The sequence below is a fragment of the Aeribacillus sp. FSL K6-1121 genome (assembly GCF_038003725.1).
GTDB classification, from domain to species: domain Bacteria; phylum Bacillota; class Bacilli; order Bacillales; family Aeribacillaceae; genus Aeribacillus; species Aeribacillus composti.
Genome location: NZ_JBBOPS010000003.1, coordinates 1 through 22,879, shown reverse-complemented (window position 1 = coordinate 22,879; position 22,879 = coordinate 1). Strand labels below are relative to the sequence as shown.

At 41.6% G+C, this 22,879-nt stretch carries 27 protein-coding genes and 2 pseudogenes; 22 read left to right on the top strand and 7 right to left on the bottom strand.

The window, feature by feature from the left end; all coding sequences use genetic code 11:
- Positions 1 to 99 precede the first annotated feature (99 nt).
- From NSQ61_RS20050 to NSQ61_RS19950, 21 genes and pseudogenes are all read left to right on the top strand, one after another.
- Positions 100 to 597 (top strand): phage terminase small subunit P27 family, encoded by a 498-nt coding sequence (locus NSQ61_RS20050; RefSeq protein WP_340808381.1) that lies wholly within the window; start codon positions 100 to 102, stop codon positions 595 to 597.
- Positions 597 to 2,297, top strand: coding sequence for a terminase large subunit (locus NSQ61_RS20045; RefSeq protein WP_340808333.1), 1,701 nt, complete (start codon positions 597 to 599; stop codon positions 2,295 to 2,297). The genes NSQ61_RS20050 and NSQ61_RS20045 overlap by 1 nt, the downstream gene beginning before the upstream one ends.
- A 12-nt stretch (positions 2,298 to 2,309) precedes the next feature.
- A complete protein-coding gene (locus NSQ61_RS20040; RefSeq protein WP_340808330.1) occupies positions 2,310 to 3,533 on the top strand; it encodes a phage portal protein in 1,224 nt (407 codons plus the stop codon).
- Entirely contained in the window at positions 3,533 to 4,267 is a 735-nt protein-coding gene (locus tag NSQ61_RS20035) for a head maturation protease, ClpP-related (RefSeq protein ID WP_340808379.1), read from the top strand. The genes NSQ61_RS20040 and NSQ61_RS20035 overlap by 1 nt, the downstream gene beginning before the upstream one ends.
- A 42-nt stretch (positions 4,268 to 4,309) precedes the next feature.
- Positions 4,310 to 5,425 (top strand): phage major capsid protein, encoded by a 1,116-nt coding sequence (locus NSQ61_RS20030; protein ID WP_340808328.1) that lies wholly within the window; start codon positions 4,310 to 4,312, stop codon positions 5,423 to 5,425.
- 42 nt (positions 5,426 to 5,467) lie between these two features.
- On the top strand, positions 5,468 to 5,614 hold the full coding sequence (locus NSQ61_RS20025; protein ID WP_340808326.1) for a hypothetical protein: 147 nt from the start codon (positions 5,468 to 5,470) through the stop codon (positions 5,612 to 5,614).
- Positions 5,611 to 5,898: a head-tail connector protein gene (locus NSQ61_RS20020; RefSeq protein WP_445659472.1), complete on the top strand. Its 288-nt coding sequence runs from the start codon at positions 5,611 to 5,613 to the stop codon at positions 5,896 to 5,898. Before NSQ61_RS20025 ends, NSQ61_RS20020 begins: the two co-directional genes overlap by 4 nt.
- On the top strand, positions 5,895 to 6,224 hold the full coding sequence (locus tag NSQ61_RS20015) for a phage head closure protein (protein WP_340808323.1): 330 nt from the start codon (positions 5,895 to 5,897) through the stop codon (positions 6,222 to 6,224). The genes NSQ61_RS20020 and NSQ61_RS20015 overlap by 4 nt, the downstream gene beginning before the upstream one ends.
- The gene (locus NSQ61_RS20010; protein WP_340808321.1) at positions 6,217 to 6,597 is read left to right on the top strand and encodes an HK97 gp10 family phage protein; all 381 of its coding nucleotides are present in this window, start codon (positions 6,217 to 6,219) and stop codon (positions 6,595 to 6,597) included. The genes NSQ61_RS20015 and NSQ61_RS20010 overlap by 8 nt, the downstream gene beginning before the upstream one ends.
- Positions 6,597 to 6,917: a hypothetical protein gene (locus NSQ61_RS20005; protein ID WP_340808319.1), complete on the top strand. Its 321-nt coding sequence runs from the start codon at positions 6,597 to 6,599 to the stop codon at positions 6,915 to 6,917. The genes NSQ61_RS20010 and NSQ61_RS20005 overlap by 1 nt, the downstream gene beginning before the upstream one ends.
- Before the next feature lie 6 nt (positions 6,918 to 6,923).
- Positions 6,924 to 7,505, top strand: coding sequence for a major tail protein (locus tag NSQ61_RS20000; RefSeq protein WP_340808315.1), 582 nt, complete (start codon positions 6,924 to 6,926; stop codon positions 7,503 to 7,505).
- Between the two features lie 3 nt (positions 7,506 to 7,508).
- Positions 7,509 to 7,850 (top strand): hypothetical protein, encoded by a 342-nt coding sequence (locus NSQ61_RS19995; RefSeq protein ID WP_340808313.1) that lies wholly within the window; start codon positions 7,509 to 7,511, stop codon positions 7,848 to 7,850.
- 46 nt (positions 7,851 to 7,896) lie between these two features.
- On the top strand, positions 7,897 to 8,058 hold the full coding sequence (locus NSQ61_RS19990; RefSeq protein ID WP_340808311.1) for a hypothetical protein: 162 nt from the start codon (positions 7,897 to 7,899) through the stop codon (positions 8,056 to 8,058).
- Positions 8,059 to 8,071: 13 nt separating this feature from the next.
- A pseudogene (locus NSQ61_RS19985) lies at positions 8,072 to 9,529 on the top strand (phage tail tape measure protein); the annotation flags it as partial.
- 411 nt (positions 9,530 to 9,940) lie between these two features.
- Positions 9,941 to 10,148 (top strand): annotated as a pseudogene (locus NSQ61_RS20430) (hypothetical protein); the annotation flags it as partial.
- Positions 10,149 to 11,053: 905 nt separating this feature from the next.
- Entirely contained in the window at positions 11,054 to 12,499 is a 1,446-nt protein-coding gene (locus tag NSQ61_RS19975; protein WP_340808308.1) for a distal tail protein Dit, read from the top strand.
- Between the two features lie 12 nt (positions 12,500 to 12,511).
- Complete coding sequence (locus tag NSQ61_RS19970; protein ID WP_340808306.1) at positions 12,512 to 16,030, top strand: phage tail spike protein; 3,519 nt, start codon at positions 12,512 to 12,514, stop codon at positions 16,028 to 16,030.
- Positions 16,027 to 16,203 carry a hypothetical protein gene (locus tag NSQ61_RS19965; protein ID WP_340808304.1) on the top strand — a complete coding sequence of 59 codons (177 nt, stop codon included), beginning with the start codon at positions 16,027 to 16,029 and terminating at the stop codon, positions 16,201 to 16,203. Before NSQ61_RS19970 ends, NSQ61_RS19965 begins: the two co-directional genes overlap by 4 nt.
- A 2-nt stretch (positions 16,204 to 16,205) precedes the next feature.
- Positions 16,206 to 16,421, top strand: a complete 216-nt coding sequence (locus NSQ61_RS19960; protein ID WP_340808302.1) for a hypothetical protein — start codon at positions 16,206 to 16,208, stop codon at positions 16,419 to 16,421.
- A 35-nt stretch (positions 16,422 to 16,456) separates the two neighbouring features.
- Positions 16,457 to 16,867, top strand: a complete 411-nt coding sequence (locus NSQ61_RS19955) for a phage holin family protein (protein ID WP_340808301.1) — start codon at positions 16,457 to 16,459, stop codon at positions 16,865 to 16,867.
- Positions 16,867 to 17,559: an N-acetylmuramoyl-L-alanine amidase gene (locus NSQ61_RS19950; protein WP_340808300.1), complete on the top strand. Its 693-nt coding sequence runs from the start codon at positions 16,867 to 16,869 to the stop codon at positions 17,557 to 17,559. The genes NSQ61_RS19955 and NSQ61_RS19950 overlap by 1 nt, the downstream gene beginning before the upstream one ends.
- 32 nt (positions 17,560 to 17,591) lie before the next feature.
- On the opposite strand, the gene NSQ61_RS19945 is transcribed toward NSQ61_RS19950, so the two are convergent.
- The 6 genes from NSQ61_RS19945 to NSQ61_RS19920 form a co-directional block, all read right to left on the bottom strand.
- Positions 17,592 to 18,056, bottom strand: coding sequence for a helix-turn-helix domain-containing protein (locus NSQ61_RS19945; protein WP_340808299.1), 465 nt, complete (start codon positions 18,054 to 18,056; stop codon positions 17,592 to 17,594).
- A 61-nt stretch (positions 18,057 to 18,117) separates the two neighbouring features.
- Positions 18,118 to 18,564 (bottom strand): hypothetical protein, encoded by a 447-nt coding sequence (locus tag NSQ61_RS19940; RefSeq protein WP_340808297.1) that lies wholly within the window; start codon positions 18,562 to 18,564, stop codon positions 18,118 to 18,120.
- A gap of 120 nt (positions 18,565 to 18,684) precedes the next feature.
- Positions 18,685 to 19,050: a hypothetical protein gene (locus tag NSQ61_RS19935; RefSeq protein ID WP_340808294.1), complete on the bottom strand. Its 366-nt coding sequence runs from the start codon at positions 19,048 to 19,050 to the stop codon at positions 18,685 to 18,687.
- An 81-nt stretch (positions 19,051 to 19,131) separates the two neighbouring features.
- The gene (locus NSQ61_RS19930) at positions 19,132 to 19,383 is read right to left on the bottom strand and encodes a hypothetical protein (RefSeq protein ID WP_340808292.1); all 252 of its coding nucleotides are present in this window, start codon (positions 19,381 to 19,383) and stop codon (positions 19,132 to 19,134) included.
- A 41-nt stretch (positions 19,384 to 19,424) separates the two neighbouring features.
- Positions 19,425 to 19,844 (bottom strand): helix-turn-helix domain-containing protein, encoded by a 420-nt coding sequence (locus NSQ61_RS19925; RefSeq protein ID WP_340808290.1) that lies wholly within the window; start codon positions 19,842 to 19,844, stop codon positions 19,425 to 19,427.
- On the bottom strand, positions 19,844 to 20,212 hold the full coding sequence (locus NSQ61_RS19920; RefSeq protein WP_340808288.1) for a hypothetical protein: 369 nt from the start codon (positions 20,210 to 20,212) through the stop codon (positions 19,844 to 19,846). The genes NSQ61_RS19925 and NSQ61_RS19920 overlap by 1 nt, the downstream gene beginning before the upstream one ends.
- 439 nt (positions 20,213 to 20,651) lie before the next feature.
- Here NSQ61_RS19920 and NSQ61_RS19915 point away from each other — a divergent pair, with 439 nt between their 5' ends.
- Complete coding sequence (locus NSQ61_RS19915; RefSeq protein ID WP_340808286.1) at positions 20,652 to 21,443, top strand: DUF3800 domain-containing protein; 792 nt, start codon at positions 20,652 to 20,654, stop codon at positions 21,441 to 21,443.
- A 704-nt stretch (positions 21,444 to 22,147) separates the two neighbouring features.
- On the opposite strand, the gene NSQ61_RS19910 is transcribed toward NSQ61_RS19915, so the two are convergent.
- Complete coding sequence (locus NSQ61_RS19910; protein ID WP_340808285.1) at positions 22,148 to 22,429, bottom strand: hypothetical protein; 282 nt, start codon at positions 22,427 to 22,429, stop codon at positions 22,148 to 22,150.
- Between the last annotated feature and the right edge of the window lie 450 nt (positions 22,430 to 22,879).

Sequence of the window (22,879 nt, the reverse complement as noted above, 5' to 3'; positions counted from 1 at the left end):
AAAAGTTTGGCAAGGGCCTCTGGGACCGGCGGGGGCAGCTTCGCGCGCACAAAATTCGTTTTTTCTCGTAAAAAGGGGTAAGCAGGAGGTGAGAACGTGATGGGACGAAAAGCGATGCCGATTCAGCTGCATTTGTTGCAAGGGAATAAAAACCGATTGACGAAAAAAGAAATCGAACAGAGGGTAGAAGCCGAAAAGCGGTTGAAACCAAAAGCAAATAAAGTGAAGCCGCCTGCATGGCTTAGCGATGAGGCCAAGAAAGAGTTTAAGCGAATCGTCAAAGAGATGCAGGATCTCGATCTGCTGACCAATATCGACGTGGACGCGTTGGCGTTGTACTGTGACGCCTATGTCAATTATATCGAGTGCACCCGGATCATCGCGGAAGAGGGGCTCATGGTCGAATACACCAACAAAGCGGCCGAAACAAATAAAGTGCCTCATCCTCTTCTCACCAAGAAAAAGCAGTTGCATGAACAAATGAAAAGCTTGGCAACTGAATTCGGATTGACGCCAGCGTCCAGGGCAAAGCTTGCTATGCCAAAAAAAGAAGAAAGAGAGCCGACACCGGAAGAAAAGTTATTTGGTGATATTTGATGTTGAAACAATGGCTGATTGATTATTGTTATGACGTTTTAAATGGTGACATCATTGCTTGTCAAAAACACAAATGGGCGTGTCGGCGATTTTTGCGTGATGTTGAGCGAGAGGGAACGGACGAATTCCCGTATGTATTCGATGAAGAAAAGGCGCTTCTCTTTCTCAATTGGATGACGCTTTTTAAACACACAAAAGGGAAGTTAGCGGGTCAACGAATTGAACCGGCGCCGATTCAAGTCTTTGTGTTCGGCAACATCTACGGATGGGTGCATAAGGAAACGGGATTGCGCCGCTTCAAAAAAGCATATTGGCAAGTAGCACGCAAAAATGCTAAATCGCAATCCCTTGCGTGTGTTGGTTCATATGAAGCGTTTGCCTTTGGTGAAAGTATGGCAGAAGTGTATATCGGAGCGACCAAAACAGAGCAAAGTAAGATCGTTTGGAATGAGATCAAGGCACAAATACAAGGATGTGACTTCCTGAAAGGTAAGTACAAAATTGCTTACGGCAAAATCGAACACCTAAAAAGCGGTTCGTTTATTGCCGCGCTTTCCAAAGATGCTGGGAAAACAGGCGATGGATTAAACGTACAATGTGGGATTATTGACGAATACCACGCGCATCCGACCAGTGAGATCTATGACGTTCTTGTGTCCGGTATGGGTGCAAGACCGCAACCGTTAATGATGATTATCACAACAGCAGGATTTGAATTACAGCATCCGTGTTATTCCGTTGAGTATCAATACGTTTCGAAAATACTTGATCCAGACAATCCGATTGAAAACGATGAATACTTCGTAATGATAAACGAATTGGACAAAGACGATGATATAAAAGATGAACGAAACTGGGAAAAGGCCAATCCTATTCTTTGCTCGTATAAAGAAGGATTGGCTTATTTGCGTGGGGAACTAAAAGCAGCGCTAGACGTACCGGAAAAAATGCGTAACTTCCTAACGAAGAACATGAATGTATGGATCAATATGCGTGAAAATGGATACATGGATATGTCCAAATGGGCGGCATGTGGCCAAGATTTTGATCTAACGACATTGGAAGGACTTGAGTGTACCGTTGGCGTAGACTTATCCGCAAAAATTGACCTTACGAGCGTTGGTTTTGAATTTAAAAAGGACGGAAAATACATCGTATTAAGCCATAGTTTTATGCCGGAAGATACGTTAGATCGGAAAAGAAAAACGGATAAAGTACCGTATGATTTATGGGTTCAACAAGGATGGATTACAACAACGCCAGGCGCGGTAGTGGATTATAACTTTATTAAGTCGTATATTAAGAACTTTGAACAACAATACAATGTGAAAGTGAGAGAAATCTGCGCCGACCCTTGGAACGCGACACAATTCATGCAGGACATGGAAGCGGAAGGGTACACAGTGGTCGAAATTCGGCAAGGGATTCAAACATTAGGTGGTGCAACAAAAGACTTCCGCGAGCAAGTATATCAAGGAAATGTCATTCACAATAATAATCCTGTATTGACGTGGGCGCTTTCTAATGCGGTCACAAGGCAGGATGCGAACGAAAATATCATGCTCGATAAAAGTAAGTCAACGGAACGCATTGACCCGATTGCAGCAGTTTTGAACGCGCATGTAAGGGCGATGTTGAAAAATGAAACCATAGATATTAATCAAATTACGGGAGAATACTTGAACATGATGGGATGGTAAGGAGGTGAGGACGTGTTTAATTGGTTGAAACGGCTTTTTAAAAACGAGACAGCCGACCTAAATAACCCTCTATTGCTTCAATGGCTCGGCGTTGATCCTGAAACACCTAAAGATCAATTAGCTGAAGCAACCTATTTCGCTTGCTTAAAAATCTTGGCGGAAAGTTTGGGAAAATTGCCGCTAAAAATGTATCAACGTACCGAGCGAGGCGTTGTGAAAAGCGATAAAGAGAATGTTTACAACATCTTAAAACTGCGGCCAAATCAATACATGACAAGCAGTGTCTTTTGGTCAACGGTGGAAATGAACCGGAACCATTACGGTAATGCGTATGTATGGTGTCGATACAACGGACCGCAGCTACAAGACATGTGGATACTCCCTAGCCAATATGTCACTATTGTGGTGGATGACGGGGGTATTTTAGGCGAAAAAAACGCGATATGGTACCGCTATAATGACCCATACGACGGTAAAGTGTACGTTTTTAGAAACGATGAAATCTTGCACTTTAAAACATCAGCGACATTCGACGGCATTACCGGCATGTCGGTTCGTGACATTCTAAAAAGCACGGTGGACGGTGCGCTAGAAAGTCAGAAGTTCATGAACAATCTTTATAAGACAGGGCTGACCGGAAAGGCCGTGCTAGAGTACACCGGTGACCTTAACCCAGAAGCGCGAGACCGTCTTGTGAAAGGTTTTGAACAATTCGCCAGCGGCTCGAAGAACGCGGGTAAAATCATTCCTGTACCGTTAGGCATGAAGTTGGTACCGCTGGATATTAAACTGACGGATAGCCAATTTTTCGAACTGAAAAAGTATACAGCGTTGCAAATCGCAGCGGCGTTTGGAATCAAACCAAATCAAATCAACGATTACGAGAAGTCAAGTTATGCGTCAGCAGAAGCGCAAAACTTGGCTTTTTATGTTGATACGCTGCTTTACATCCTAAAGCAATATGAAGAAGAAATCACATACAAGATTTTAAGTACCCAACTTATCGAACAAGGTTACTTTTTTAAATTTAATGTCAATGTCATTCTACGGGCTGATATTAAAACACAAATGGAAGCCTTATCGAAGGGTGTTAACAACGGTATATATACACCTAATGAAGCGAGGGACTTTCAAGACTTGCCAGCCGAGGAAGGCGGTGATGTCCTAATGGTGAACGGCAACTATATCCCGATCACGATGATCGGCCAGCAGTACCAGAAAGGAGGTGACAGTTGATGCCGTTTTGGAAGTTCATCGTCAACCAAGCGACTGAAACCGAACCAGAGAGCGTGGAGCTTCGCATTGAAGGTGACATTGTAGACGATGACGAAGCGTGGTTATACGAATGGTTTGGGATGCCAGCGACTACACCAAACGCTTTTAAAGAAGAATTGAGTCAGTATAAAGGCAAGGACATTACCGTATGGATTGACAGCTATGGCGGCAGTGTATTCGCGGCGGCTGGAATTTACAACGCACTAAAAGAACACAATGGCAAGATCACTGTCAAGATTGACAGCAAGGCAATGAGTGCGGCGTCTGTTATTGCGATGGCAGGTGACGAGGTACTCATGAGTCCAATGGCGGTAATGATGATTCATAATCCACTGACGACCGCATACGGCAATATGCACGATTTGCGAAAAGTTGCTGACATTTTGGACACCATTAAGGAATCCATCGTTAATGCGTATGCTTTAAAAACAGGACGTTCACGGAATAAAATTTCGCAACTGATGGATGACGAAACATGGATGTCAGCTAATGTAGCTGTCAAAGAGGGCTTTGCAGACAGCATCTTGTATCAAGATCAGCCGTTAGACGTGGCGAATATGAGTCAATTCACTTTCAATCGCCTAGCTGTTGTGAATAGTGCAAATCAATCCATTCGCCATGCAGTGGAACTGATTAATAAACAAAACAAACAGGACGAAAAAGAAAGACTGTTATTGGAACTAGACCTTATCTAGTTCTTTTTTTATTGCACAAAAATCAAAAGGAGGAAAACAAATATGCCAAAAGAATTACGTGAGCTACTTGAACAAATCCAAAATAAAAAGGAAGAAGCTCGTAAACTTCTTGCTGAAAACAAAATCGAGGAAGCGAAAAAGCTGAAAGAGGAAATTGTTGCGCTTCAAGAAAAATTTGATATTGCCAAAGAACTTTACGAAGAACAAAAACAAACTATTGAGGATAAAGAGCCGTTAAAACCAACTATACAAGTGAAAGAAAATGAAGTCGAAGCATTTGTCAATCACATTCGCGCCCGTTTTCGTAACGCAATGAAAGAAGGAACAGGCGAAGACGGTGGCTACACCGTTCCACAAGACATCCAAACGCGGATTAATGAACTTCGCGAAAGCAAAGATGCTTTGCAAAACCTTATTACAGTCGATCCTGTAACGACTTTGAGCGGTTCGCGTGTATTTAAGAAGCGTTCACAACAAACTGGATTTGTCGAAGTGGCAGAAGGTGCAGCAATCGGTGAAAAAGCAACACCGCAATTTACACTCTTGCAATACCAAGTGAAGAAATACGCCGGATTCTTCCGCGTCACAAACGAACTGTTAAACGACAGCACGGAAGCGATCGTAAACACGCTGGTTCGCTGGATCGGCGACGAATCCCGCGTAACGCGGAATAATTTGATTACGGCGGTGTTAGGCACGAAGGCAAAAACAGCGGTCGCTGACCTTGACGGCTTGAAACAAATTATTAATGTGCAATTGGACCCTGTTTTCCGTTCGACTTCTAGCGTTATTGTCAACCAAGATGCCTATAACTGGCTCGATACGCTGAAAGACCAAAACGGCCAATACTTGTTGCAACCGTCCATTTCTTCGCCGACTGGCCGTCAGCTTCTCGGTTTACCGGTTGTGATTGTATCAAACAAAGTATTAGCTAACCGGGTTGACGGCGGCACAGGTGCGCAATTTGCGCCGATCATTGTGGGTGACTTGAAAGAAGCTGTCGTCATGTTCGACCGTCAACGTACAGAAATTATGTCTTCTGACGTCGCGATGGATGCGTTTGAAACTGACGCTACTTTGTGGCGTGCTATCGAGCGCATGGATGTAAAAATGCGCGACGATGAAGCATTTGTATTCGGTGAAGTACAACTTGCTTAATGAGGGGAGCAATCCCCTCTTTTTTCTTGAAGGAGGGATAGCATGAAGGTTCGTGCCTTAATGGATTGTAAGGGCATCGGTTATCGTCTGAAAAAAGGCGAGGAAGCCGATTTGCCGGAGAAAACAGCGAAACTGTTACTAAAATTCGCATATGTCGAGGAAGTGAAGCGGAAGAAGGGTGATAAATGATGATCGTCACCCTTGAAGAAGTGAAAAACTGGCTTCGCGTCGATTTTAGCGATGATGATACATTGATTACTACACTCATTAATGCAGCAGAGGAATATCTCAAAAACGCAACAGGCATAACATTCGATGCTACGAACTACCTTGCCAAAATTTTTTGTATGACGCTAATCGCCGATTGGTATGAAAACAGGGAATTGATCGGTAAGGCATCCGATCAAGTGCGCCCAATTTTACAGAGCATCTTGGCTCAACTGACATATGCATACGGCGGTGAAACGGTATGAATCCCGGACAATTCCGACACAAGATAACCTTGATGAAGCTGGTTACGACACAAGATGAAATCGGAAATACAATCGAAGAATGGCAACCGGTTCGCACTTGTTGGGCAGCAATTAAGACGGTGAACGGCAGGGAATACTTTGCCGCTGCATCCGTCCAGGCAGAGAGAACCTATCGTTTTATCATCCGGTACACACCTGGAATTAACGAGACGATGAAAATCGACTATCAAGGTCGCCTGTTTGATATACAAAGTGTTCTCAATGATGATGAAGGCAAGAAAACATTGACTATTATCGCGACGGAAAGGGTGGCGGCGGATGCCTAACATCTCAATCGACCAGCTGGCAAATGAAATCACCAATGCTTTTCGTGAATACACCGAGGACGTAACAAAAGCAATTGAAAAGAAAGTTGATGAAACGGCAAAAGAAGTATTGAAAGAAACAAAAGTACTTGCTCCAAAACGAACAGGTGAGTATGCACGATCATTTAAGATTACGAAAGAAGATGGATATGGGGTGACCAAACGTATTATTTGGAACAAGAAGCATTACCGTCGCGTTCACTTGTTGGAGTTTGGCCACGCGAAAGTCAACGGTGGTCGTGTTCCTGCCTATCCTCATTTGCGTCCAGCATACGATAAGCACGCCGCGAATCTTGATGATGAAATCAAAGAAATCATAAGGAATGGTGGCTAATGACACAGGCTGAACTATACCAGGCTTTGAAATCTATCGGATATCCAGTCGCCTACGGTTCATTTCCCAGCCCGGTCACGCCGCCGTTTATTACGTATCAGTTTGCTTACTCATCCGATATGATTGCAGATAATCACAACTATGTAGATATTGGAAACTTTCAAGTTGAGCTATACACGGACAAAAAAGACCTTGCTGCCGAAAAGAAAGTGCAGGACAAGCTCAAAGAGTTAGGCCTGCCGTATCGGAAGTTCGAGACGTTTCTCGATACAGAAAACTTGTATCAAATTCTCTATGAAATTCAATTAATAGGAGGTTAGAAATTTATGAGCCAAAACAAAGTTACATTCGGTTTGGAGAAAGTTCATATTGCTTACTTGAATACCACATCGCCAACGCCTGCATGGGATACACCAATTGCTATTCCGGGCGCAGTCAGATTTTCGCCAGAACCGCAAGGGGAGGAAAGTACATTCTATGCGGATAATGGTCCGTATTTTACTTATACTTCGAACAATGGATATACCGCAGAATTAGAGATGGCTAACATTCCTGACGACATTTTAGCTGAAATGCTCGGCTGGGAAATCGATGCAAACGGAATGCTCGTCGAGACAACAGACGGGATGCCGAAAGAGTTTGCGCTGCTCGGACAAGTTCTTGGTGACAAGAAAAACCGCCGTTTTGTCTACTATCGTTGCAAAGCTAGTCGGCCGACAGCTGAACACAATACGCGCGGTGAATCGGTTGAGCCGACGACACAAACACTCAACATCACCATCCTGCCAATTGAAATCAACGGGGAAAACATTGTCCGTGGCGTGATTGAATTGAATGACACCAACCAAGCAATTTATGACGCTTTCTTTAGCACAGTAACAGTGCCGAACGCAACAGCGGGGGTGTAATGAATGAGAACTATTAAAATCGGCGAGAAAGAAATCGGGTTAAAGGCTACACCTTTGGCCCTTCTTTATTATCGTCAAGAATTCAAAACTGATTTGATCGGCGATCTGTTGAAAATGCAGGCTATTGCGGATGACCCATCGGCGCTGGATTCGGTTGCAATCTTGCAGATTGCATGGGCGATGAACAAGGTAGCTGAGGGAAAAGGCAAAACATTCCCACATTTTGAATCATGGCTCGATCAATTTGAATACGTGGATTTTTCAGATGCCGATACCATGACGGCGATTATGAACGAAGCTATGGAGGGCTTTTTTCGTCGAGGAAGCCGAACAGCAAACAAATGATGATACGGTATACGAACCGCCGGAGCGTCCCGATTTAGAGTTGCTTGTGATTGGAAAACGCGCCGGCCTTTCTTTTGATGAAATGAATGAACTGACAGTAAATGATTTGCTGAAATACGTGAATATTTACGTTGATATGGAAACCGGAAAACGAAAACAACGCCGTAGAGTGGCGACGCAGACGGATATAGACGCCTTCTTTGCATAAAGGTGGTGAGAATATGGCGGAATCTGTTCGTGGAATCAACGTGGTCATAGGAGCGGACACCACGAAACTTGGGAAAGCCCTAGAGGATGTCAATAAAAAGAGCAAGGATATTCAGAGTGAGTTGCGACAAGTCGATCGTTTGCTCCGGTTCGACCCATCCAACACGACCCTTCTTGCTCAAAAACAACAACTCCTTGCGAAACAAATTGAAAACACAAGCGAGAAGCTGAACCGTTTGAAATCGGTACAGCAGCAAGTCAATGAGCAATTCCAACGCGGAGAAATCAGCGAAGGGCAATATAGAGCGTTTCAACGCGAGATTGAAAAAACGCAGCAAGAGTTGCGCCGTTTTCAAGATGCTTTGCGCGAGACCGAGGAAGAACAAAAGCGGATCGCTCAATCTACACGACAACTAGAAACGCTATTCGCGGCAACCGGCAAGACGGTTGACGATTTTTCCGACGCTTTGGGTAGCAAACTAGTCAACGCAATCAAAAATGGCACAGCTTCATCAAAACAGTTAGATGAAGCGATCAAAAAAATTGGACAAGCGGCACTTGGAACTAACGTTGACATAGATAAAATGAAGCAAGCTCTTGCTTCTGTTGATGACGGGAATTCGATTAAAAACATCAAAAAAGAACTTGAGCAGTTGTCAAAAGAAGCAAAGGCAGCTGAAAAATCAGTTGGTGACCTTGGTGTTGAACTTGAAAATGTAGCTGGGGCACTTGTGGCAGGCGGTGGGATTGCCGGAGCGATTGAAAAGGCTCTCGATGTTTCTGATCTTGAAGCAAAAATCAATGTCGCTTTCGATGTGCCGGAATCATCCAAAAAGGCCATAAAGGAAGCGGTTCGGTCAATCGAAGCGTACGGCGTGGATGCGGAAGCAGCACTTGAAGGCGTGCGCCGTCAATGGGCACTGAACAAAAACGCCAGTGACGAAGCGAACACCGCAATTGTCAAAGGGGCAGCGGCGATTACACGCGCTTATGCCGGGATTGACTTCACGGAATTAATCCAAGAAACACACGAAGTCGCTTCGGAATTGAATATCTCGAACGAGGCGGCGTTAGGACTTATCGATTCATTGCTAAGAATCGGATTCCCTCCCGAACAATTGGACATCATCGCGGAATATGGCCAACAGTTGCAACGAGCTGGATTCGAAGCAGAAGAAATTCAGGCGATTTTCGCGGCGGGGGTTGAGACCGGAACTTGGAATATAGATAACTTGCTTGATGGTCTCAAGGAGGGTCGAATCCGTCTAGCGGAGTTCGGTCAAGAGGTTGACAAATCAACGAAAGAGTTATTACAGGGAACAGGAATTTCTGCGAAACAATTACAGGAATGGGGGCAGGCTGTTGCTGCTGGCGGCGATAAAGGACGCGAAGCGATGCAACAAGTCGCTAAAGCGTTAAGCGGCGTGAAAGATGAGACAAAAAGAAACGCGCTTGGTGTAGCTATTTTCGGTAAACGAAAGTTGTGCCGAAACAAAACCGGGCAAAATCGGTGGAAGCTAAGTGAATCGGCGTGAAGTTGGAGCCGGTTCATATGCCAACACCGAGGTAACGGGGAACACCACCCCGCACCGTAGAGCGTAGGCGGTGAGCGTTAAGGGAGCAATAATCCGCCCAAGAGTGTCCGGCAACCAACAAATGTTGGTTGAAAATGTACGCCGAACCGGGTTGGAATTGACCAGCCGTATCCCGTGAAAGGGTATGAGGGAAACCTCCGGAAGCAGAGGATAAAAAGCCTTTGCGATAACAAATTGACAATGTGGGAGGATCAAGGTTCCAACATCACCGAAACAATCCTAAACATGGACAAACACCTAGGGGATGCGAAAACCAATCAGGAACAGTTGAATCAAACAGTTTCGCAGATGGACGAGTCTCCCGCGGTGAAGCTACAGCAAGCATTCCAAGATTTAAAAACCGCGTCCGAACCATTACTGAGTGTTATTGCTGATGTAGTCTCAAAAATCGCTGAATGGGTGTCGAATAATCCGACGCTCGCAGCAACCATTACAGCGGTTGCTTCGGCAATCGGAATTATCATGGGAGCTATGATGGCATTAGCTCCAATTATTACTGCTATAACCATGGCTGCTGGCGCGATGGGGGTTAGTATAGGGGCGATAGCAGGACCTATTGCTATTGCGGTAGCGGCGATTGCAGGAATTATTGCTATTGGCGTTTTGCTTTATAAAAACTGGGATACGATTAAGGCCAAAGCGAAAGAGTTATGGAACGATTTAACCAAAAAATGGGAAAACATCAAGTCTTCCATAGCCACGAAAGCTCAACAGATTTGGCAAGACTTAACCAAAAAATGGGAAAACATCAAATCATCTATAGCAACGAAGGCCCAGCAGATTTGGCAAAATGTCACACAAAAATGGCAAGACATTAAAACAAGTGTCAGTAATAAAGTCGAAGAACTGAAAAACAACGCTATCACGAAGTTTCAAAATATCGTCAATGCAGCACGAGATAAGTTCAATGAAATAAAAAATAAAATCATGTCGCCGATCGAAAAAGCTAAAAATTTTGTGAAAGATCAAGTGGATAAGATCAAGGGCTTTTTTGATAACCTGAAACTCAAACTCCCTAAAATTAAACTTCCGCATTTTAAACTGTCCGGTAGTTTCAGCTTGAACCCGCCGAGAGTTCCGAAAATCTCGGTAGATTGGTACAAAACCGGAGGTGTATTTGAAAACCCGGTCATTTTCGGGAATGCCGGCTTTGGCGATGTAAGCGAGGCCATCGTTCCGTTTGAAGGACGGCATGCAAAACGGATCGCCGATTTAATCGGAGATGCGATGCTGCGAAAAATGCAAGGGATTTTTGCGGAAGATCGACCAGCACAGCCGATCGTCATTCAAATCCCATTGAACGGGCGTGTGATTGCCCAAGCGACATTCCGCGACATTCGCGAATTAACAGACTTTGACCGACATCGACACGACCGGTTCAAAGGCTAAGGAGGTGAGCAGATGCCATATACCTTCTCGTTTAACGGTATCGCAAAAGACTATGTGTATATGTTACGTGGAAGAAAACGAAGTGCATGGGCACCAAGAAGCCTGGATCTCCTTACCGTTTCACGTAAACCAGGTGCGTATTTGCAAGGAGTGGAAACATCTGTACGTGAAATTGAAGTGCCGATCGGATTGGTTGCGAAAAATATCGGTGACTTACAAAAGTTAAAGGAAGACTTAGCAGGGTGGTTAGTGACCGATGAGCCGAAAGAACTGATCTTTGAAGATGAGCCTGACCGCGTGTATTATGCGATTGTTGACGAAACGCCCGATTTTGAGGAAATCGTAAGGATTGGACAAGGAACCATTCGGTTTATCTGCCCCGACCCTTATAAATACGGACCCGAAAAAGAAGCCATTTTCCCGTCCGATGTTGTTTCGTTGAATTATAACGGAACAGCGCCGGGCGACCCAATTTTTGAAATGGAAGCGACGCAACCGATCACTTTCGCAATGATTCAAAATCAAAACGAAGAGTACATGATGATCGGGAAGCCGGCAGAGGTTGATCAGCAAATTGTCGATGAAAAAACGCAAGTGCTTTCCGAACGAGGCGACACTTTGAGCGAATGGACATCAGCTGGAACGCAAGTAGATGGTACAGTGACAGGTCAAATGACGACGGACGGAACCGGGATTGTCGTGCAGTCATACGGAACAAACGCAGGTTGGCACGGTCCAGCACTAATGAAAGAAATAACTCCCATTCAAGATTTCGAAGTTTCTATGCGTTTGAGAGTTGAAGCGACTAATCCTAACACGACATATCGGATTGAGTTTTATTTGTTTGACGAATTTATGAACGTTTTGGGAAAAATGGCGATCATGGATGCGTCAAGAGGGAAAATACAATACTCCGCAGAAGGTCGAATTGGCCCATTTGTCGGAAAACAAGTAAATTATTTAATTAGTTCAAGCAATTATCAACGTGACAGGGCGCATTTTCATGGTATGTTACGCATGAAAAGAATCGGCAAGCGGTTTGAATTCTATGTCGCAAGAATTGGTCATACGAGCGAAGAAGGACATATACATCACGACACTCTAACGGAAGTGTTTAACGATGTGAACAACCAGTATCAAGGACGTTTGAGGTACGTGCAAATCCACATCGGAAAATACGGGAATACACCGGAAGCATTGACACCGAGAATTAACGCTATTGAGGTATTTGAACACAAAGAAGTGTTGGCAGATCAAACTCCGTATATCGCTTATCCCGGAGACATTATCACGTTTGACCATGCGACAAAAGACATACTCATCAACGGAGAATCACGAAAAGACCTGAAAGATTTTGGGGCAAGGTTTTTCAAATTACAAAAGGGGCAAAACACATTTGTTGTTATGCCTTCAAACTCACTCGCTGTTCGGACTAGATTCCGAGAACGATTCTTGTAGGGAGGTGATAACTTGATCCACATAGCAGATTCGCAAACTGATAAGATACTAGGTTTTATCCCTGAGGATGAATTTTGGGATGACGTTCATAAAAAGTCGCTCAAAGATACGCTCGAAACGTTTGATTTCACCACGTTTGCCGATCGGGAGTATGCCGAACATCTTGCGAAAAGAAACCGTATCATCATTCCCGACGAGGATGGAAGATACATCGAGTTTGTCATCGAAAACACGCGCAAATATCGTGACACAGACGGTAGCTTGCTGATGGAAGTCTATTCCGTCTCGTCATATCTCGAATTAGCCAAAGCGAAAACGATTGAGCCTCAAACGCTATCAGATCAAACGCCTAATATGGCGCTAGGCTTTGCGCTAGAAGGTACGGGATGGCTGCCGGGTCGGATTGAAGGCAGCGGAACCCGAACGTTCCACATAGATCAGTACACGAACCCGTACTCGTTTACGAAAACAATTGCGACTGAATACAAATTGGAACGAAATTTCCGTGTAGAACACGATGGAAACAAGATCACGGGAAGATTTCTTGACTTGGTTGAACGTGTCGGCATGTGGCGCGGACGCGAGGTTGAATTTGGTAAAGACCTGATCGGGATTGAACGAAAAGAAGATTTCTCGAATATTGTCACTGCATTGATCGGCCTTGGCCCGGAACGTGAAGATGGTACTCGCCTAGAGGTTTTCGTCGAGGACAAAGACGCACTTGCACGTTGGGGTCGAAACGGGCAGCATCTAGTCGAAGTATACGAGCCAGAATCAACCGATCAAACGATGACGGAAGAACGATTGCGTGAACTAACACAAAATGAACTCGAAAAGCGTGTCAATTCTGTTGTCGAGTACACAGCCGACATTGCCGACTTGGAAAAAGTGCCGGGCTTGGAGCATGAAAAGATAAGATTCGGCGACACTATCCGAATTAAGGACACAGCTTTCATACCGCCACTATATCTTGAAGCCCGCGTTCATACAATGGAAAGAAGCATCAAAAAGAACGGATATAAAACGGTCACACTCGGCGACTATATCGAGTACACCGAAGAAGAAGTCATGGCAATATGGAAGTCTCTAAAAGCTGAAATCGCCAAAAAGGTGTCCATGTCCGACGTGACAGAAGTCGTCTACACAAAGCCAGAAGTTGACAGCAAAGACGCGGGTGTGTACCAAGACAGTACGCAATATTCAGACGTCATATCGGAGACGAAAAAACAGGAAGCAATTCAAGTTGCTGCAGAGGATGCAACTAACAAAGCCCAACAAGCCGAGGATAATGCGAAAAGTCACGCTAATTCAATCGCCGAACAAAAGAAGCAGGAAGCCATCAATGCAGCGATTGCAGACGCTGACGCAAAATTGAGCGCAGCGAAAACAGAATTAGAAGCGGACATAGCGTTGAAGGTTGACGCCGAATGGGTAAACGGTCAGCTTGTCACGAAAGCGGATAAAGCCAACACATACACAAAAACCGAAGTCGACAACGCATTGAACAGCAAAGTATCCGTCACGCAGTACACGACAGACATGAACGGCGTAATCACGAGACTAGACAGCGCAGAATCACGAATAACACAGAATGAAAATGAAATTGCGACAAAAGTCAGCAACACGACATATCAGCAGGACAAGACAACAATCAACAACAACATTTCACAGCTCCAAACAAAAATGTCCAACGCAGAAACAAGCATTTCGCAGTTGTCCAGCCAAATTGCGCTCAAAGCCAACGCAATGGACGTATATACCAAATCGCAGATAGACGGTCAGTTTAGCACCGTCAATCAACAGATCACAAACCTTTCTGCACAACTAACCGTACAAGCTGACCAAATTGCGACGAAGGTTAGCAGAACGGAGTTTGAGAGTTTGCAGATTGGTGGAAGGAACTTATTGAGAAATACTGATTTTAGAAATGGATTGAATAATTGGTCTAATTGGGGGACTGCTACAAGAGAAGTCGTTGATTTGAACGGAAAAAAATGGGTGCATTTATCGCAAAACGACTCTAATAGATGGCGAGGAGTTAGCCAAGTAGTTCTTAGTATTAAACCTTCTACGCCATATACAGTTTCTTTTATTGCGTATTCACAAAATAATTCGGTAATGACGGTTGGATTCCACCAAAGACTTGGTAATACAATTGTTACTCAGAATTGGCAAACCTTTACCCTGACAAATTCGCCAAAAAAATATTCATATACTTTCACTACGACTGGGAGTAGTATAGACCAATTTAATTTTATGATTGGAAATGATCAGTCTCCTTTTGATATCTATATCACTGATATCAAGTTGGAAATAGGAAACAAAGCCACCGACTGGACACCTGCGCCGGAGGACGTTCAAGGCCAAATCGACGGTCTCGGAACACGCGTATCAAGTGCCGAAACAAGTATTACCCAACTAGCAAATCAAATCTCTCTAAAAGCGAATCAGACGACTGTTGATACGTTGGCGAATCGTATTAGCAGCGCTGAATCGACATTAACGATTCATACAAATCAGATTGCGACGAAGGTTAGTCAAACTGATTTTAACGGCAATACAATAGCATCACTCATCAACCAAACCGCAACTACTATAAAGCTTCTGGCTGAACGAATAGAATTTGCCGGTCATGTTTTTGGAGAAGACGCAACATTCAGCGGAAACATAGAAGTTAGGAAAACAGTCAATAATCAAGTGTTTGACAATATGTTTAATGGAGATGAGTTCCGATTTGTAAAATTCAAAAAAGGTATAACGAACCCAAATACTAAAAATATCGATTTATCTCAAGTTGAAAATATGGCGAAAATCTTTTATGACGGTGTCGCTTTCGCAAATTCAAGCCAATCTATGGGTTTAGGATTAAGTGGCATTACTCATAGTGGTCTTCTGAACGTGTATGCGAATCGGATTGCGATGAGTGCAGTTTCATCAGTAAACATTACATCACCGGTTAGCATTTGGGGGAATACAGATGTTTGGGGATCGCTTACAGCCGATAAATTAAAATCTAATGCGGATATTGAATTCGGGGCGAATGGGAGGTTAACGAATGAAGGCGCCGATATAACGTATATCCAAGGAAACGGTCAAGTTCGAGCGACTAGATACAAGTCGGGAACGCTTGTTCCGATGTACGCCGCATCATTTAACACGTCTTCGTCAGTAGACACTAAAACTAATATCGAAAAATGGGAAGAATCGGCTTTGGAAATTTTAAGAAATGAAGCGGAATTGTATAGTTACAATAAGATTGATGAGTTGAATGATGGAATAAACCGTAAACGTCACGGTTTTGTGATCGGTGGAGAGTACAAGGTACCTGCTCAATTACTTTCGCTGGATGGGAAAGCAATAGATGGATATGAACATTCTGTTTTAAATACCAAAGCGATCATGGAATTAGATGATGAACAACAACTAATAAAAGATGATGTGGAATGGCTTAAAATCGAAAATCAGTATCTTAAACAAAAAGTTTCTTTATTAGAATCAAGAATTCAAGAACTGGAGGCGAAAATGGCATGAACACAGACTTAGACTTAGTTATACAGGATATGCAGAACCAGATAGCCAATCTCAGCCGAGAGAAGGCTATTTTTTATGCTTTGGCAGTGCAACGGGAACAGGAACTGCAAAAAGTTAAAAAAGAATTGGAAGAAATGAAAATGAAAAAAGAAGAAAAGAAGGGAGATAAATGATCATGAATATTCAAATTACCAACATTAATATCCGTTATCAAGATGGCAATGTTGCTGGTGTACAAGTGTATTTCACGGGTAATGATGAAGAAAGAGCAATTAACTTGAATGGATATGTTCCGCTCACGGCAGAAGAATATGTCGGAAATGAAGCAATCACAGAGTTATCGGAAATCATAAGACAAAAAATTAATGAAAAATTAAACCCTGCCGAATAGGTAGGGTTTTTATTTTGCTGGAAAGGAGAATAAGCGTGGAAAACATCATTAAATATGCTTCAGCCGGAATCGGAGCAGTTATCTCATTTGCGTTTGGGGGATGGCATACATTGTTAAGTATCTTACTAGCATTCGTCATACTAGATTATGTATCAGGATTTTTTGCAGCAGGAATTGAAGGAAAATTGAACAGCGGCACCGGAATGAAAGGGATCGCTAAAAAAGTGGCGGTCTTTTTTGTTGTTGCTGTTGCCCACATGATGGACGTTGCGCTCGGTTATGACGGCCATATTTTGCGTGATGCTACAATCTTTTTCTTTTTGGCAAACGAAGCGCTGTCTATCCTCGAAAACGCGGGTAGAATCGGTGTTCCGGTTCCGGGAGCGCTCAAAAAAGCTATCGACATTTTGAATGAAAAAAGTGAAAGAGAAGGAGAGGATAAATAATGGTGAAAATCTTCATTGATCCAGGACATGGCGGCAATGATCCGGGAGCAGTCGCAAACGGATTGAAAGAGAAAGACTTGACTTTGAAAATCGCTAAGAAAATTCAATCTTTGTTAAGCGAGTATGAAGGTGTGTCGGTCAAATTATCACGAACAACAGACGTATATTTATCCCTTTCTGAGCGTGCCGATATGGCCAACAAATGGGAAGCAGACTTTTTCATTTCCGTTCACATCAATGCCGGCGGCGGCACAGGGTTCGAAAGCTATATCTACAATAAGCCGAATACAAAATCAGTAGCATATCAGAATGTCATTCATCCGGAGATCATGAAAGCTATCGGAAACGTCAAGGACAGAGGGAAGAAACGTGCAAATTTTGCAGTTGTACGAGAAACGAAAATGCCGGCAATTTTGACAGAGAACTTGTTTATTGACAATTCAAGTGACGCAGCAAAATTGAAATCTGACAGCTTTCTCAGTCAAATTGCGTTCGGACACGTGCAGGGGCTTGTAAAAGCTTTTGGCCTAAAGAAAAAAGCTGCATCTAAATCGTCTCCAGCTAAACCTGCAGTATCTAACCAAAAAGAAGTCTACCGCGTACAAGTCGGAGCTTTTGCCGATAGAAAAAATGCGGAAAAATTGGCTGCAGAGCTCAAGAAAAAAGGCTATCCGGCCTTTATCACGAAATAACAAAAAGCACGGCCTTTCGGTCGTGCTTATTTTTAATCGTTCTTCCGTAAGTCGGTGATCATGGTTTTATCCATAACCCACGTTTTTCCTATCTTTACCGCCGGCAACTCACCAGCAGCACATTTGTTTTTAACCGTTCCTGGGGAAAGCCCCAGGATTTTTGCAGCTTCTTCAACACCTATGAGGTTTGATAATCGGTGTTGTTGTGAATGGTAAGCGTGTAAATACTTTGCGCCAAGAGGTTCATTCGTGAATTCTGACTCATCCATATTGGCAAGTATTTCACCAAACATATCCAGCAAAACCATTTCATCTGGCCCAAATTTCGGAGCATATTCCAACAATTCTTCATGTATTTTTTGAAAAGTTTTTGCCGGCTTTTGGCTGTATCGAGACATATATTTTTGTACTACAGACTGTTTTCCCTCCTCAAAAACTTTTTCGCTCAAAATATTTGCTATCGCTAACAATCTTCCGAATTTGATATCACGATTCATTTTTATTCCTCCTCGTTTTAGGACAGCAGAGAGGTTTTACCCTCTCGCTGGCTCCCGTTTTTTATTTTTCCCATCTCTTTTTTGCTTTAAATTGATCTCTGTTCGGGCTGTTAGGGATGATCATAATATCGTCTCCGAGTTTGATTTCAATGTCTCCCGCGTTGATAGCGACATCATACAAACGCGCTTCTTTTCCGACTTTTTTGTTTGTGCCAAGTTTATAGTCATCAATGACTAATTTGTTCACTTGGCCGTTGTATGGGTTTCGATCAAGAAGGGTGACAGTCATACCGTCAACATGGTCGACGATGAAAAAGATAACCCCGTTTTTTCTTTGTAGCTCCATAAATCCAAATTTTTCAGGTGTTGCCATGTCTTTTTTCATAGCATTTTTCACGATGCGCCACGCTTGACGTAAAGCTTCAGCGATATACTCTTTTACTTTTCCTCCAAACCTTTTTTGTCCTTTTCTAGCAATCCCCCAAGCGATCGTCATTACGTTTTGCATCGTTACTTCCTCCTTTTTTATTTTTATGCGTTATCGCATTTTCTAATTTTATTATACGTGCGATAACGCATTAAGTCAACACCTTTTTTGAAATTTTTTTGTATAAAAATAGCACGGTCATCAGACCGTGCTTTTCGATTTTCTTTTTCGGACTTCATCACCTATTGACAGCTGAATGCTTCCTACTCCGCAGCAAAGGTCGAGGCTGATACCGCCTTCGACTTCATACAAATTAAACGGCTCGACTCCGTAATATTGCGAGTAAACCTGAAATAGTCCTCTCGCAATAAACAGAACGCCATCACGTTCATGCTCACCGCCAACACTTGCCGGCTCATCTTCCGACAAGTAAAGAGTGGTGATCGTATTTTCCTCACCTTGAAGTAGGTATTTTTTGAGTAATTCAATACCTACTTCTTTTCCTTCTTGATAATTATGCGCTTCAAATTCGAAGTGCAATCGTGTAGCTGGGCTGTAATTAATCATTTTTTATTCCTCCTTAGTTAATTTTATTTTTTTTAATCCTTCCATCGCACCGCCAACCTAAGTTGGCAATGCTAGCAAGGATTAATCTTGTGGTTTCCCCAGCTCTTCCCAGAGCCGGAGAACACCCTCATAATCATCCTCTTCAGCCGGGAAGTTTGCTGGGTTTCGGTCAATTTCGCTGTCTGCATCCGGATTGTACCAGATATAATCAGCTTTTCGATTTTCAAAGTCAATAGTGACCAAGCATACATCTCCATCTTTTGTTTGTTCGAGGCGTTCAGCGTCCGCCTCGAAATATTTTTTTGCGTCTACCACAAACTGAACTTTTTTCATTTTTTAAATTCCTCCTTTTTTAGTAAACTAATTTAAATTCATTATAGTCGATCTTTCCATTCTTCCGCACTTTCTTTGAAGCGATAGAACCATTCCACAAAGCTGAGGTATTCCCCTTCATCTTCTATGCCAATTCCTTCAATCCCGTCCCAGTATAACTCATAAATTCGATCAAACGGGGCACCATCAAGAAAATCAGCGATTTCTTCTTCTAACACCGGGTTCAATTCACTATCAACGTAATTCTTAACCCAATCCCAGTCTTTTTTGACCTGGATTTTGTCTTCATATTCACTATAAACTCTTTTCGCTTCACGCAACGTGATCAACCACGTTGCGCCACTTTTCCGGATTTCAGATTGTCTAAACTTACTGCGCCGGAGATCCCGTCGAACAGATCCTTCCGGCAGGGAAAACATTTCTTCAACTTCAGCAGGTGTGACAACGTCATAGAGGAACATTATGCAACAACTCCTTTCATTTTTACGATGCTTCTCATTGCTTCAAAAATTTCTTCGCGATAATTTCCTTTACCACTTTGACGAACAAAGCATTTTTCGTCAAAGTCGTAGTATCCTTTGAAATTGACTTTTCTAGCAACAATATTTCCAAAATTGTCAACTAAAACGTTCATATCGCCTTCAATGTATAAACGATGTTTTCCGTAGTTTTTCCATTCTTTCGCAGTGTAGCTTTTCAAAACAATGCTAGATCCTTTTTTCACGATGGCCCAAGCTGCTTTCAATGCAAGTGCCATCCGAGCAACCCAATCACCTTCCATTTGCTTTGCCATTTTAACCGCCATTTTCATTACTTCTTTTGCTTTCATTTCTCCCATCTCCTTTTTATAATTCTGATACGAATTCGTATCACTTTCTGATTTTATTATATGATACGAATTCGTATCAGTCAATAGTTTTTTAAAATTTTTTTTCATAAAAAAATCCACTCACTCGAGCGGATAGGAAAACAGATGTATTTTCGGTACATCATTGAGAATATTGCATTTTGTCTTATTTTCACCCTACCATATATAGAACAAAAAAATAATAGTAGAAATGTAGTTAATTTTTTTTGCAAATTTTAAAATAAAATATATTTAAAAGACTTTTATGTCAAAATATGTAGATTCAAGTGTTTTCTATAATTTCGCATGATGTTATAATGTTAATTATCCACAGAATCCACAGTTATTAATTACTATATATTATTAAAATTAATAGAATGAAATAGATATAAGAAAAAATTTTGAAAGGAAGTAGTATAAGTTGAATGAAGAGTTTCTAGTTTTTTTGGATGAAACTGGTGACCATAGTTTAAGGCATGTTGATAAGGAATACCCTATTTTCGCTTTAGGAGCAATGTATTGTAAGAGAGACGATTACATAAATACTATTAATCCTTTATTTGATGAATTTAAATACGAATTTTTTAATAAAAGAAATATTATTTTACATTCAACAGATATAAGAAAATCAAGAAAAAATTTTAATATATTAATGAACAAACAAGTGCGAGAAAAGTTCTTCGAAAGACTCAATAATGCTATTTCCTCCTCACCATATTATTTTGCATTTTCTTTAGTTGATAAAATGAAACATACAGACACTTATATTGATCCAGATAACCCATATGATCTAACATTAGCTTTTATTATGGAAAGAAGTTTTTTTCTAATACACAAAAAATATCCTGATGCAAAGTGTCGTTTTATAGCTGAAAGCAGGGATACTAAAGAGAATAAAAATTTAAAAAGTGTATTTGAAAGGATTAAAAGTAATGGAACACAATTTGTTAGTGGGAGTGAATTGGAGTTTATAACGGATTTAGATTTTATCTCAAAGCAAGAAAATGAAAATGGACATCAAATAGTTGATTTATGTTTATATCCTTTAGCGAGGACATATCTAACAAATAAATGTCACCCCTCCGTGCCTGTTTATTATAATAAAATATATAAAAATCCAAGAAATGGTTCACCGATTGGATACGGAATAAAAACGTTTCCAAATAATATAAGTAGCGAATTAGTGAGAGAAATTGAAATGAGTTGTATATAAACTTTACAAATTGGATATAATATTATATACTAATGATAAGAAAAAGGGGACTGCGAATGCGCGGGCTCCTTTTATTTTTTAGAGAATTTTACCATTTTGTCCTTATTTTTACTCTTTAACTAGTTAAATAATTTTTCATATCCAATCCCATCACCCGTTCTCAACATCTTCCTGGATCCACCGTACATACTCTTTCAAATCCAATGTGAGTTCATCCAACGTAAACCTAATAAGTTTGACATCCTAGAAAACCATGACTTGTACAACTCTTTTCTGACCTTTAAAATATGTTAGCATAATGTGATATCTACCCTGATATTGACCATATCTGCCCATTCGTTTCACCCTACTTTTCGTTTCTTTATTGGACCAATTGAAAGGATGTTCGATCGCTTAAACGTTCGGAAAGTTTTTCGAAAATGACAGTAAGCGCGAATGTATTTATCGTTAAAGTCTTTTACCGTAATCAATCTTTCAGTTATTACCCCTTGATCGTTCATGTAGATCATCTTTAAAGCAAAACCATGATTTTTAGCATTCAGCAGCAAACCGTTCATATTTTCACCTCGTAATAAGAACGTTTGTTCTTATTATAACCGAATATATGTTCTAATATGAAGATAAAAATTTTTGGGAATAAAAAATCTCCACTCGTATGAGCGGAGAGGATGGGTAGTAACTATGGTTCTGCGCAGCGTTTTGCTTCATTTTCTTGCAAGTTCATTATTTAAGGCTTGTTTATATCGATCGTATGTAGATTCATCAACTTTAAACATATGTTTGCATTGCATGCATATCATTCTTAAATTGTCTTTTTGGACGTAACGAACAAAGATCCAAGCAAGAAAGAAGACAATTGCTAACGGGATACCAATAATTGTAATAGCACTGATAACGGCAAACCATAAAAACATTTTGCCTATACCGGAATTTTTTACTTTGTTCTCTCCGCAATTTGGGCAAATAATAATTTGTTGCCCCTTCATGTATATCACCTCATTTTTTGAGTCCATTATAAACTTTTTTATGTAGTTTTTGGTATATTTTTTGGATAATTATAGCAAGTTTAATTTAAATAAAAAAGACCGCATTGCGCGGTCATGATATTAATACCAAGTGCCATTAACATGGTAATGGTACCATTCATGTTGGTAATAAACTTTTATGTGGTCTTTGTGTATGGTTACTTTCTTAATTTTGTTGAGCGAATGTTTTTCTTTTTCTGATGGGTTCATTGTAGCAGTGTGAAGCGTGTGTATTTTCAGCAGAAAATCTTTTACCGTTGGGTGTAATTTATTTAAAACCAAGATACCACCTTCTTAAAATTAATTAAATACTACACATAGAAAAAACTACACAAATACTACACTTGATTTTTGAAAAGTATTGATATATCAATGTTAAATCATTATAGTTAGATGCCCACCATCGGCATC